Raw genomic sequence first — 12,331 nt, 5'->3', positions numbered from 1 at the left:
CGGCGCCCGGGACGGATCGCTGGGTCAGTAGTGCGCGACCGACGTCTGCGGACCGCCGATGCCGGAGATGATCTGGTCCAGGGCGTACTCGGTGACCCGCACCAGCGCGGCCTTGGCGGACTCGCGGTTGCGGGCGTCGATGGCCATGACGGGGGTGTGAATCGGCAGGGCCAGGGCTTCGCGCACCTCGTCCACCGGGAACCTCTGGGCACCGTCGAACTCGTTGATCGCCACGATGAACGGCAGTTGCTTGGCCTCGAAGTAGTCGACCGCAGCGAAGGCCTCGTCGAGGCGCTGCGTGTCGACGAGCACCACGGCACCGATGGCCCCGCGCACCAGGTCGTCCCACATGAACCAGAAGCGACGCTGGCCCGGGGTGCCGAACAGGTAGAGCACGAGGTCCTCGCCGAGCGTGATACGGCCGAAGTCCATGGCCACCGTCGTCGTCGACTTCATCGGCGTCGCCGCGAGGTCGTCGACACCGGTCGACTCGTTCGTCACGAGCGCCTCCGTGCGCAGCGGGACGATCTCGGACACGGCACCGACGAGTGTCGTCTTGCCGACGCCGAAGCCACCGGCGACGACGATCTTGGTCGACGCGGCGCCTGCGGGCTGGCTAGATTGCCCGAAGTCCACGGAGGGTCCTTTCGATGAGGTCCTTGCGTTCGGTCAGGGTCGAGGAGTCGGAGAGGACCACGGCGGCCACCTCGAGGTAGCCCTGCTCGATGAGGTCACCGAGGAGGACCCGGACGACACCGAGGGGCAACCCGACCGCCGCGGCGATCTCGGCCACCGAGGTGCGTTCCTCGCAGGCCTCGATGATGCGGGCGTTCTGGTCGTGTCCGGCCCACTGTGCCCGACGAGCCAGGGGGAGCTGCTGGATCATCACCTCAACGGGGAGGTTGACCGAGGAGCGGGTGCGGCCCAACGTCAGGGCATAGGGACGCACGATGCCCGCGGTGGGCACATGGTCCTCGTCGTCGCGATGCTGCGGAGCCATCAGGGATCCCTTGTCGTCAGTAGGTCCGGGTGCCCCGGGCCTCGGCCTGGATCATCGGGCCGACCCGCTGGACGAGCAGGGCCATCTCGTAGCCGATCTGCCCGATGTCCGCGGTGCCGGAGGTGAGAACGGCGAGGTTCGAGCCGTCGCCGACGCTCATGAGGAGCAGGTAGCCCTGCTCCATCTCGATGACGGTCTGGAGCACCGCCCCGCCGTCGAAGAGCTGGGCGGCGCCGGTCGCGAGGCTCGCCAGGCCCGACGAGACCGCGGCCATCTGCTCGGCGCGGTCGCCCGGAAGGCGGGCGCTGCCGGCGACGAGGAGCCCGTCGGCCGACACGAGGATCGCGTGGGTCGCGCCGACGACATCGTCGACGAACTTCGACACGACCCAGTCGAGGTTGCGTCGTGCCGCCCCGGGCGTGGTGTCACTCATGATCGGTCCATCTCCTCGTCGAGCAGGGTCGAGCCATGGACCGGCGTCCTGGCTTCAGTGGTGTCGGCAGTGCCCATTCGCCCACGCCGGACGCCGGCGAGGTGACGGTTGAGGTGGGCGCGGATTGCTTCGGGGTCGCGTCGGGCAGCGGCGCCGCCGGAGGTGCCGGCCTGGCCGGGGACGAGTGTCGAACCGGGGCGTCGCATGGGCAGGCCCGAGCTGGACCGGCCGGCCGGCTCGGCTGCTTCGGCGCGCTCGGCGGCCTTCCAGCCCTCGTCGATCTCGCGCGTGGCCCACGGCAGGTCCGTGTTGTTGTCGTTCTCGCTCAGCCAGCTCGTCTGCATCTGACCGAAGATCGGCGTCTCCTCGACCGGTGCCGGCTCGAGGTCGGCGATGTCGAACGACGGGCGTGCCTCCTCGACGGGGGCGGGTGCCTCCACCGATGCGGCGGTCGACGCGGGGGACGACTCGACGAATGGCTCGGCGACCGGCTCGGTCGGTCGAGACGTGGCCCAGGCCGGGCGCGGAGGAGTGGCCGCAGCCGGCGGGGGAGCCACGGGCGTGGTCGGTGCCGCAGCACTGGCGGGTTGGTTCGAGGCTCCCGGCTGGCGGCGGGGAAGGCCGGAACCGGCCTGGGCCGCAGGGGGAGTCACGGCGGGAGCCTCCGGGGGAGCAACCGGGACGTGTGGCAGCGTCGTGGGCGTCGCACTGGACGCCACGCCGGTCAGGCCACCGGGTTCCGCGGGAGCCGGACTCGGCACGGCCGAGAGGTTGCGCTGGCGCTGCGCCTCTTCGAAGGAGGCGACCGGCGCGTAGGTCGCCTCGTCAGCCGGCTCGTCGGCGACGGGTGCGGCCGGGTCCGTTTTGAGTTCGGTGTCTCGACCCGCGGCCAGGATGGCGGCGGGCAGGGAGACGGCGACGATCGTGCCGGCGCTGTCGGGGTTCGACCGGATGCGCACCGTGACGTCGTGACGGATGGCCAGCTGACCGACGACGTAGAGGCCCATTCGGCGGGCCGTCTCGGTCGTGACCTCGCCACCAGTGATCAGCGCCTTGTTGGCCTCCTCGATCGCCTTCGGCGTCATGCCGAGGCCGTCGTCGATGACCTCGACGAGGGTGCCCCCGTCGACGCCCCGGACGCTGGCCACGGTGACGAGGCTGTCCGGCGGGGAGTAGGACAACGCGTTGTCGATGAGCTCGGCGAAGAGGTGGATGAGGTTGGGCGCTGCCCCGGCTCGGACGACGAGGTCTGTGACGGAGAGCCGCACTCGCTGGTAGTCCTGAACCTCCGAGATCGAGGCCCGCAGGACATCAGCGAGGGGGAGGTCCTGACCCGCACCGCCGCGGGGTGCGGATCCCGACAGGACGAGGAGGCTCTCGCCGTTGCGTCGGATTCGTGCGGCCAGGTGGTCGAGCCGGAAGAGGCTCTCGAGGCGCCGTGGGTCGTCCTCGTCGCGCTCGAGGTTCTCGATGAGGCCGAGCTGCTGGTTGATGAGGGACGTGCTGCGTCGGGACAGGGTCTCGAACATGGCGCTGACCTGCTCGCGCAGGCGGGCCTGCTGGGTCGCGAGGTGGATGGCTTCGCCGTGCAGGACGTCGACGGCCCGAGCGAGCTGGCCGACCTCTTCGCCGGTGTGCACGGGGAGTGGTTCGACGGGGTCGGGCTCCTCGCCGGCCCGGATCTTGCGCAGCGCGGTCGGAAGGTGCTCGTTGGCGACCTCGAGCGCACCGAGACGCACGGCCTTGATCGGCTCGAGGAGGAGGCGGGCCACAGCCAGACCGAGCGCGACGGCCGCTGCGAGGAGCAGGAGCATGACGATCGCGTCGCGGATCGCGGACCCCCTGGCGTCAGAGGCCTGCTCACCCAAGGACTGGACGGCGTCGTTGGTCACGGTGCGGGACAGGTTGGTATAGGTGCTGGTCGCGTCGCGGATGGCCAGGAGCTCCTGACCCTCGGTGATTCCCGTTGAGCTCTGCATGCGCAGCTCGTTGGACTGGTCGAGCGCCGCGACGTACGAGTTGTCCTGCCCGAGAGTGGCTCGCAGGCCCTCGATCGCCCGGCGCTCCTCACCGATCGCCTGGACGACGGCGTAGGCGTCGACGTTTGCACCGGCGTTCGTCGTGAGCACGCGCTGGGCGGTCACGGCGACCTGGCCACCGATGAGGTCGCTGATGGCTGCCAGGCGGGTGTCCGACGCGTCACTGGCCAGACCGGTCAGAACCGTGGTCAGACGCCCCGAGATCGTGCGGAGCGGGTCCAGGACCTGTGCGGCGTCGCTCGCGCCACCGGCGTCCGCCGTGCTGATTCCCTCGGCGGCGGTGATGGCCTCGCCGAGGAGTCGACGCTCGTCGCCCGTGAGGTCGGCATCCTTCATGGCGGCCTGGAGGGCGGTGATCGAGTCGGACAGACCACTGCGCGCGGTCCCCAGCGCGTCGGCGTCGTTCTGGCGACTGGCCACCGCCGCGACCGACGCGGCGTCGATCATGCGGACGCCGGGCTGAATGACGGTCGCGCGCGATTCGTAACGGCCGTAGGTGGAGGCGTTCTCGGCGGCGTTGGTGACGCGAAGCCCACCGAGCACGGTCGCCAGGAGCATCGGGATCGCGAGCGTGAGCGCGAGCTTGCGGCGGAGAGACCACTCCTCGATGGCGTACCACGGGATGTCGTGGGGCCGAGTCTCCTGAGTCGTCTCCGGCTCGGTCACGGGGTTCCCCTCCTGAGGATGACGGGCCCCGCGTCCCGGTGCGGACGGCCACTACGACACGGTCTCGACACTTCGTGGGGTGCGAGCTCGCAAGGGCATGGCGAATCTGGTGGATACCACACCCATCCGGGGACGTTAGCAGCAACACGCACCCCCTCAAGACCAAATGAGAGATCTGGGTGACGTTGGTGGTGTGATCGCCGCAACGTCCGTGCGGATAACCTCGAGCAGTGTCCTCGTCTCGTTCGGCCCTCGACCACACCCCGCGGCAGGGTGTCCGCACCTTCACTCCGCGCTGGCGCACGTCCCCACTGACCGCCGAACGCATGGAGCGACTGCTGCCGAAGCACGCGATCCCGTCGGAGGGGCCGCTCGACGCCAAGAAGTGGTTCGGGCGAACCGCCGCGGTGGTGCTCGAGATCGGCTCCGGCCACGGTGCGGCAGCCGTTGCCTTTGCAGCGGCGCACCCGGAGCACGACCTCATCGCGGTCGAGGTCCACGTCCCCGGCGTCGCCAGGATGCTCGCCGCCGCCGAGCCGCTCGAGCTCACGAACCTGTGGGTCGAGCGCGGCGACGCGCTTCCCCTTCTCGCCGATCGGGTTCCGTCGGGCACCCTGGCGGCAGTTCACCTGTTCTTCCCCGACCCGTGGCCGAAGGCCAAGCACGCCAAGCGCCGCTTCGTCCAGCAGCACACCCTGTCCCTGCTCGCCGATCGACTCGCGCCGGACGGTGTCCTCCGCTTCGCCACCGACCACGCCGTGTATGCCGATCACGTCCGTGAGCAGGTCGCCCACCACAGTGGCTGGACCGTCGTCGAGGGGGAGCGGCCCGAGTGGCGGCCGCGGGACGGCTTCGAGGCCAAGGGGCTCGCTGCCGGCCGCACCATCGCCGAGTTCGCGCTGACCCGTTCGGGGTAGCCAGAGCCGCGGAACCAGCGCGTTCGTTCATCAGCCTCGCCGCCCGACTCCCGTCATCCGGCTGGGGTAGCCAGAGCCGCGGGCGGCGCGGGTTCGTTCCTCACCCCCGCCGCCCGACTCCCGTCATCAGGCTTCCCCGCTCACGCATGGGCCCTGGCGAAGCGCTTCGCGCGACGCCAGGGCCCATGCGTTGTGTCGGGGTAGCCAGATTCGAACTGGCGACCTTCCGCTCCCAAAGCGGACGCGCTACCAAGCTGCGCCATACCCCGGTTGTCCCCGCGCGAGGATCGGGCTCGACACGTCGTGTGACAGGCCCGATTTCGGATCCCGCGGAGGCGGCCACTAGGCTAACCCCTGCTCCGAGCCGGACGGTCCACGCCATCCACGACGAGCGTGCGGGTGTAGCTCAATGGTAGAGCCTCAGTCTTCCAAACTGATTACGCGAGTTCGATTCTCGTCACCCGCTCCGAACGCAAGGTATGCCGCCCACGCAACGCGCGCGGGCGGCATACCTTTTGCTTTCCCTCCTGGTGGGAACCGCGTCAGTCGCGGAACTCCTGCCAGGCGTCACTCATGCGCTTGGCCTGACCCGGCGTGAACATGTTCATGCACGAGTCCTGCGTGTAGTCCATGAAGTTGTGGATCGGGTCCAGACCCGGAGCCGTGCAGGTGTCCGCACCCTCGGGGCAGTCGAACTGCGGCTGGGCCTCGCGCGGGGTGTCGGCGACGTAGTCACCGGCCGCCGAGCAGCCCTTGTTGAAGGTGTGGTCGAGCATGAGCCAGTGGCCGACCTCGTGGGTCAGGGTGTCACCGAGGGAGTACTTGCCGGCGGTGCCGCCCGGCATCGACTCGTCGAGCATGACGACGCCGTCGATGTAGTTGCGACCGTTGTTGTCGACGCCCTTGGGGAAGTAGGCCCAGCCGAGGAGCCCGCCGCCGATGTCCGCGACATAGACGTTGAGCGTGCGCGAGTCGCCCTCGTGGAGCGCCTTCTTCATGTCGCGCTCGGCCTTGCCCGGGGTGACCGTGTTCCAGACGGGATTGACATTCCACGTCGTCTTCGTCAGGTCGAAGCGGAACGGGGTGTCCGCGGCGTCGGGCGCCGTGATGCCGGAGAACGAGTCGTTGAGGACGTCGACCTGGTCGGCGATCATCGTGTTCATCCGCGTCGTGGCGGCCGCGTCGAGCGGCTCCTTGGAGAGGACGTGGAAGATGGTCGGGATCGTCACCGAACCCGCGGCCATCAACGGGCGGTTGGGCAGGACGCCGTAGGCGTTGGCCTCGCTCTTGTTGTAGAGCGCGGGCTCCTTGGAGGTGTGTTTGTGGTCGTCGCGGATGCGGGCGGCCGACGTGGCGCCGGTCGTCGGGTCGCACTCGGCGACGGCGGGGGAGGGAGCGGCGGACGCGCCCACGGTGGCGGGAGCGGACGCTGCGAAACTGGACGCTGCGAGCGCGATGACGCCGAGCGCGGGACGGATGAGACGTCGTGACATGTGTGCGGACTCCTAAGGGGAAGCGGCCCGCTCGGACCGCTGCCGGGACGCTACTCCCGCCGTGGGCCGTTGTGTGGCGAATCGTGAAGGGGATCGGTGGCCGGTGCCCACAGCGGCGATTCGGCGGACGTGCCCGGTGCCGTTAGCATGGGCGCGAGTGTGATTTCTTTCGGTATGCCGTGTGCTCACGCGCCGCTGTTCGCTGGCCTTCCGCCGGCGACCGGCAACCGATCCTGATCTCATCCGCGAGACCCCTCGCAAACATCCAGTGATCCCAACACGTGTGGAGTGCCTGAAGTGAAGAGTGCCGTCGAGACCCTCAGCCCGACCCGGGTGAAGCTCATCGTCGAGGTCCCGTTCGACGAGCTGAAGCCCGACCTCGACGCGGCGTACCAGACGATCGGATCCCAGATCCAGATCCCCGGTTTCCGCAAGGGCAAGGTTCCCGCTCGCATCATCGACCAGCGCGTCGGCCGTGGTGCCGTCGTGCAGGAGGCCGTCAACGAGGCCCTCCCGCGCTTCTTCTCGCAGGCCGTCGACGCCGAGGGCATCAAGGCGATCGGCCAGCCGGAGGTCGACGTGACAGCCGTGCCGCTCGAGGACGGCCAGGACTTCGAGTTCACCGTCGAGACCGACGTGCGTCCCGAGATCGAGCTGCCCGAGCTCGACGGCATCGCCGTTGAGGTCGACGAGGTCAAGGCCTCCGACGAGGACATCGAGGAGCGCCTCACGTCGCTCCGCCAGCGCTTCGGCACCCTGACCGCTGTCGAGCGTGCGGTCGAGGACGGCGACGTGCTGTCCATCGACCTCAAGGCCGAGATCGACGGCGACGAGATCGACAGCGTCGAGGGCGTCACCTACGAGGTCGGCTCGGGCAACATGCTCGACGGGCTCGACGAGGCCGTGCTCGGCGCGACCGCCGGCGACAGCCGCAGCTTCTCCTCCCCGCTGGCCGGTGGCGACCGTGAGGGTGAGGTTGCCGAGTGCACCGTCACCGTCCAGTCGGTCAAGGTCCGCGAGCTCCCCGAGCTCGACGACGACTTCGCCCAGCTCGCCTCGCAGTTCGACACGCTGGACGAGCTCCGCGAGGACGTCGCGAAGCAGGCCGAGCAGGCCAAGAAGTTCGAGCAGGGCGTCCAGGCCCGCGACAAGGTGCTCGAGCACCTCCTCGAGGTGACCGAGGTCGCCGTCCCCGACGGCATCGTCGAGGCCGAGGTCCACAGCCACCTCGAGGGAGAGGGTCGTCTCGAGGACGACGAGCACCGCGCCGAGGTCGGTGAGAGCACACGCAAGGCGCTCAAGGGTCAGTTCCTCCTCGACGCCCTCGCCGAGAAGCTCGAGATCGAGGTCGAGCAGCCCGAGCTCATCGAGTACCTCATCATGAGCGCCCAGCAGTACGGCATGGACCCGAACCAGTTCGCGCAGGCCATCGACCAGCAGGGTCAGGTGCCCTCGATGGTCCAGGAGGTTGCTCGTCGCAAGGCGCTCGCGGCCGTCCTCGAGAAGGCTGTCGTCACCGACACCGCCGGAACCACGATCGACCTCAACGAACTCGTGCCCCAGGCCGACGTCGTCGACCCGGAGCTCGAGGACGAGGCCGACCTCGAGGCCCTGGCCGACGAGGTCGAGACCGACGCCGAGGCTGCTGACGAGGCTGCTGACGCGGCCGAGGAGCCCACGAAGGCCTGACGCCTCAAGAACCACGTCGTATGCCGTGTGCTCACCTCAGCGTGAGCACACGGCATACGTGTTTCTCGGCTTGGTCGTCGGCGGTCAGTGGGGGGCTGGTGCTGTGGTGTCGCCGAGTCGCAGCGTGACGGGGAACGGTGTGTCAGAGGGGTTCTCGCCGGCCAGGAGGCGTCGGGTGAGATTGCCGAGGAGTCGGCCCTTGGCCTCGCCGGGTTGCTCGATCGTGGTCAGCGTGTGGTCGAGCCACGGCAGGTCGACCGCGTCGAACCCGGTCACCGAGATGTCGTCGGGGACGCGCAGTCCCAGGGACTCTGCGGCCCGGATGACTCCGGCCGCGAGCAGGTCGGACTGCGCGACGATGCCGGTCGGGCGCTCGGCTGCGGGGACGTCGAGCAGGAGCCGGCCGGCGGCCTCACCCTCGGCGACGTCGGCCCGGCTGGCCTCCACGATCGTGCCCGTGGGGGCGACGTCGAGGAACCCGAGGGCGCGCTCACGGGCGTCGGCGTAGGCCGCATCGGCGATCTCGCCGCGACTCACTGTGCGCGGCGGACCTGGGGGAGGGGTCGGAGCCAGCGGCATCGTGACGTGCGCGAGTCGCTCGTGCCCGAGGTCGACGAGGTGCTGAGCCGCGTCAGCCTGGGCCGCCCGCTCCTCGACCATGACGTGCACGACGGACCCGTGCGCCGGCGCCCCGGCCCCGACGATGGGGATGGTGCGGGCGACGAGGTGATCGACGAGGCTGCTGTCGGCACGTCCGCAGAGTGGGAAGACGGCGGCGTCGACGGCGTGGGCGGCGAGCGGGTTGCTCTCGCCGTCGCCGTGGTCGGCGACGAGCAGCATGCTCAACCCCAGGGCGTCCAGCTCCTGGGCGAGTCCGTCGAGGACGGCGAGGGCGAAGGGGTCGCGGAAGGCGTGGAGCAGGCGCTCCTCGACGACCACGGCCACGGCTCCCGACCGGCCCTGACGCAGCGCGCTCGCGGTGGGGTCGGGGCCGGCGTAGTCCAGGTCCGTCGCCGCCTGCCGCACCCGCTCGGCGGTCGCGTCGGCGACGGGGCCACGGCCGCTGAAGACGAGTGACGCCGTGCTGATCGAGACGCCCGCGCGCGCGGCCACGTCCTTGAGCGTGACCTTCGACGTTTGACGGGAAGGGGTCATGAGGACCAGACTATCGAATCGATTCGATTCGTACCTCCCACCCGCCGCTACCGCACCGTCAGAGTCGTAATCGCAGCACTGTCGGTGCACTAGAGACGGGGGAGCCCCAGGAGATCCCGCACATGAGCACCCCCGCACTGCCCCGCGAGCGCGTCGTCGCCGCGCGCACCGCAGTCTTCGTCGTCTTCGCCCTCGCCGGCGTGGCCTTCGCGAGCTGGGCCTCGCGCATCGCCGACGCGAAGACGACGCTCGACCTCACGGCAGGTCAGCTCGGTGCGACGCTCTTCGCGATGTCCGCCGGCTCGATGCTCGCCATGCCCTCGACGGGGCGCATCGCCGAGCGCGTCGGCGTCGTCAACGCCATCCGCGTCGGCATGGTCGCCGGGATCCTCGGCTTCACCGTCGTCGGCTACGGGGTCGACGTCGCCGAGTCCCGACTCGTCGTCGGCATCGGCCTCTTCCTCATCGGCTCGGGCATCGGGGTCTGGGACGTCGCGATGAACCTCGAGGGCGCCTCCGTCGAGCGGCTCCTGGGCCAGACGGTCATGCCGCACTTCCACGCAGCCTTCAGCGGCGGAACCGTCGTGTCCGCCCTCATCGGCTCGGGGATGTCGTGGGCCGAGGTGCCGCTCCTGCCGCACCTCGTCGGCGCGGCTCTGCTCGTCACCGGAGCGGGTTTCTGGGCCATGCGCCAGTTCCTGCCGCGGTCCATCGAGGCCGCCGACGCCGCCGTTGACCGCCCCATTATCGGGTCACCCGACAATGGGGCGCTCGACCCGATTTCGCAGCCGGGGTCGAGCGGCCCGAACTCGGGTCGAGTACCCGGGGATGCCGAGACCGCTCTGCCCGGCACCGCGAAGCAGCGCTCCGCCTGGCTCGAGCCGCGCACCCTCCTCATCGGCCTCGTCGTCCTCGTGGCCGCCTTCACCGAGGGCACGGCGAATGACTGGCTCGCCGTCGCCTTCGTCGAGGGCCACGAGCTGCCGGCCTGGGCGGGCGTGCTGGCCTTCGCCACCTTCCTCACCTTCATGACGATCGGGCGCCTCCTCGGCACCCGCTGGCTCGACACCTACGGACGCGTCCCAGTGCTTCGAGTCACCTTGGTCGTCGCCGTCATCGGCTCACTCCTCGTCATCTTCGGCGCCTCGTGGATGGCCTTCGTCGGCGCGGCCGTGTGGGGCGTCGGTGTCTCCCTCGGCTTCCCCGTCGGCATGAGCGCGAGTGCCGACGACGAGCAGCGTGCCCCCGCCCGCATGTCCGTCGTCGCGACGATCGGCTACCTCGCCTTCATTGCCGGACCGCCCGCGCTGGGCTTCCTCGGCGACCACGTCGGAGTGCTCCGCAGCCTCCTCGCCGTCGGCACCATGGCGCTGCTCGTCCAGCTCATCCTCGAGTCCGTGCGCGAGCCCGCTCGCGTGGCGACCACGGCAGAAGCCGAGCCGGCACGCCCGGCGAGCTGACCGGCATACCCGCGCGCTTTTGTGCTCACGGCGAACATGGGCCGGGGTCGGGAGTGCGGCGGCACACCTGCGCGTTAGGGTCAGCGAAAGGTCAGAACCCATGACGGCAGGAGCACCAACGTGAGCAGCAACGAGATCGTCGCAGCCGGTCCGGGCGACAAGCTCGGCCTCGACGACAGCATCTACAACCGACTCCTCAAGGAGCGGATCATCTTCCTCGGCTCCGAGGTCCGCGACGACAACGCCAACGCGATCTGCGCGCAGATGCTCCTCCTGGCGGCCGAGGACTCCGAGAAGGACATCTGGCTCTACATCAACAGCCCGGGTGGTTCGGTCACCGCCGGCATGGCGATCTTCGACACGATGCAGTGGGTCCCCAACGACGTCGCCACCGTGGCGATGGGCATGGCCGCCTCGATGGGGCAGTTCCTGCTGTCGGCCGGCACGCCGGGCAAGCGCTACGCCACCCCGCACGCGCGAGTCATGATGCACCAGCCGTCCGGGGGCATCGGTGGCACGGCCTCCGACATCAAGATCCAGGCCGAGCAGCTCCTCCACATCAAGAAGCAGATGGCCGAGCTCATCGCCCAGCACACGGGGCAGACGCCGGAGCAGATCGAGGCCGACTCCGACCGCGACCGCTGGTTCACGGCGGCGGAGGCGAAGGAGTACGGCTTCGTCGACCACGTCTTCTCGCGTGCGGACCAGGCCGGCAAGACGTCCGACAACCCGGTCACCGACTGACCCGGCGACCAGGAGAACGAGAGACATGAACGCGAACTACCCCCAGCGCGGCCTGCACGTGCCCGCGACCATGACCACCCCCACGAGCCGCTACATCCTTCCGCAGTTCGAGGAGCGCACCTCCTACGGCATGAAGCGGACCGACCCCTACACGAAGCTCTTCGAGGACCGCATCATCTTCCTCGGCGTGCAGGTCGACGACGCGTCCGCCGACGACGTCATCGCCCAGCTCATCGTGCTCGAGTCGCAGGACCCGGACCGCGACATCCTCATGTACATCAACAGCCCCGGTGGCTCGTTCACGGCGATGACCGCGATCTACGACACGATGCAGTACATCCGCCCCGACGTGCAGACGTTCGTCATCGGTCAGGCTGCCTCGGCCGCAGCGGTGCTCCTCGGCGCCGGTGCCCCGGGCAAGCGCTATGCCCTGCCGAACTCGCGAGTGCTCATCCACCAGCCGGCGATCGAGGGCACGGGCGGCATGGCCTCGGACCTCGAGATCCACGCCAACGAAGTGCTGCGCATGCGCGAGTGGCTCGAGGAGACGATCGCTCAGCACTCCGGCCGCGACGTCGAGCTCGTCCGCAAGGACATCGAGCGCGACAAGATCCTCTCGGCGGCCGACGCCAAGGAGTACGGCCTGATCGACGAGGTCCTCGGTTCCCGCAAGGCGGCTCTCGAGAGCTGACCTCCGGGCTTCGGCCGACAGATACAGGTATGCCGTCCGCTCAC

Annotated in this window: 11 protein-coding genes and 2 tRNA genes; 6 read left to right on the top strand and 7 right to left on the bottom strand. The window is 69.7% G+C overall.

Annotated features, from left to right (window positions below; all coding sequences use genetic code 11):
• Positions 1-24: 24 nt before the first annotated feature.
• Genes N803_RS01320 through N803_RS01305 form a run of 4 tightly spaced genes read right to left on the bottom strand, consistent with a single transcriptional unit; the run spans position 25 to position 4,138 of the window.
• Positions 25-636, bottom strand: a complete 612-nt coding sequence (locus N803_RS01320) for a GTP-binding protein (protein ID WP_035901936.1) — start codon at positions 634-636, stop codon at positions 25-27.
• Positions 617-1,000 carry a DUF742 domain-containing protein gene (locus N803_RS01315; protein ID WP_052111586.1) on the bottom strand — a complete coding sequence of 128 codons (384 nt, stop codon included), beginning with the start codon at positions 998-1,000 and terminating at the stop codon, positions 617-619. Before N803_RS01315 ends, N803_RS01320 begins: the two co-directional genes overlap by 20 nt.
• Positions 1,001-1,016: 16 nt before the next feature.
• A complete protein-coding gene (locus tag N803_RS01310) occupies positions 1,017-1,433 on the bottom strand; it encodes a roadblock/LC7 domain-containing protein (protein ID WP_035901935.1) in 417 nt (138 codons plus the stop codon).
• Positions 1,430-4,138: an ATP-binding protein gene (locus N803_RS01305; protein ID WP_035901932.1), complete on the bottom strand. Its 2,709-nt coding sequence runs from the start codon at positions 4,136-4,138 to the stop codon at positions 1,430-1,432. Before N803_RS01305 ends, N803_RS01310 begins: the two co-directional genes overlap by 4 nt.
• A 230-nt stretch (positions 4,139-4,368) precedes the next feature.
• Between N803_RS01305 and trmB the strand changes: the two genes are divergently transcribed.
• Positions 4,369-5,055, top strand: coding sequence for a tRNA (guanosine(46)-N7)-methyltransferase TrmB (trmB, locus tag N803_RS01300; RefSeq protein WP_035901929.1), 687 nt, complete (start codon positions 4,369-4,371; stop codon positions 5,053-5,055).
• A gap of 195 nt (positions 5,056-5,250) precedes the next feature.
• On the opposite strand, the gene N803_RS01295 is transcribed toward trmB, so the two are convergent.
• A tRNA-Pro gene (locus tag N803_RS01295) sits at positions 5,251-5,324 on the bottom strand.
• 126 nt (positions 5,325-5,450) lie between these two features.
• On the opposite strand from N803_RS01295, the gene N803_RS01290 reads away from it, so the two are divergent.
• Positions 5,451-5,521: transfer RNA gene (locus N803_RS01290), tRNA-Gly, on the top strand.
• Positions 5,522-5,597: 76 nt separating this feature from the next.
• Here the strand turns inward: N803_RS01290 and N803_RS01285 are convergent.
• Entirely contained in the window at positions 5,598-6,548 is a 951-nt protein-coding gene (locus N803_RS01285; RefSeq protein WP_035901927.1) for a zinc metalloprotease, read from the bottom strand.
• A 297-nt stretch (positions 6,549-6,845) separates the two neighbouring features.
• On the opposite strand from N803_RS01285, the gene tig reads away from it, so the two are divergent.
• Complete coding sequence (gene tig / locus N803_RS01280; RefSeq protein WP_035901926.1) at positions 6,846-8,237, top strand: trigger factor; 1,392 nt, start codon at positions 6,846-6,848, stop codon at positions 8,235-8,237.
• A gap of 84 nt (positions 8,238-8,321) precedes the next feature.
• Here the strand turns inward: tig and N803_RS01275 are convergent, their stop codons facing one another.
• Positions 8,322-9,392 (bottom strand): LacI family DNA-binding transcriptional regulator, encoded by a 1,071-nt coding sequence (locus N803_RS01275; protein ID WP_035901924.1) that lies wholly within the window; start codon positions 9,390-9,392, stop codon positions 8,322-8,324.
• A 122-nt stretch (positions 9,393-9,514) separates the two neighbouring features.
• Between N803_RS01275 and N803_RS01270 the strand changes: the two genes are divergently transcribed.
• The 3 genes from N803_RS01270 (at position 9,515) to N803_RS01260 (ending at position 12,287) form a co-directional block, all read left to right on the top strand.
• Complete coding sequence (locus tag N803_RS01270; RefSeq protein WP_035901921.1) at positions 9,515-10,852, top strand: MFS transporter; 1,338 nt, start codon at positions 9,515-9,517, stop codon at positions 10,850-10,852.
• Between the two features lie 120 nt (positions 10,853-10,972).
• A complete protein-coding gene (locus N803_RS01265) occupies positions 10,973-11,596 on the top strand; it encodes an ATP-dependent Clp protease proteolytic subunit (RefSeq protein ID WP_035901920.1) in 624 nt (207 codons plus the stop codon).
• 25 nt (positions 11,597-11,621) lie between these two features.
• Positions 11,622-12,287, top strand: coding sequence for an ATP-dependent Clp protease proteolytic subunit (locus N803_RS01260; protein WP_035901915.1), 666 nt, complete (start codon positions 11,622-11,624; stop codon positions 12,285-12,287).
• Positions 12,288-12,331: the final 44 nt, after the last annotated feature.

The organism is Knoellia subterranea KCTC 19937 (genome assembly GCF_000768685.1).
GTDB lineage: Bacteria > Actinomycetota > Actinomycetes > Actinomycetales > Dermatophilaceae > Knoellia > Knoellia subterranea.
Note: the sequence above shows the minus strand (reverse complement) of the source record. Positions and strands in the feature narration are given on the sequence as shown.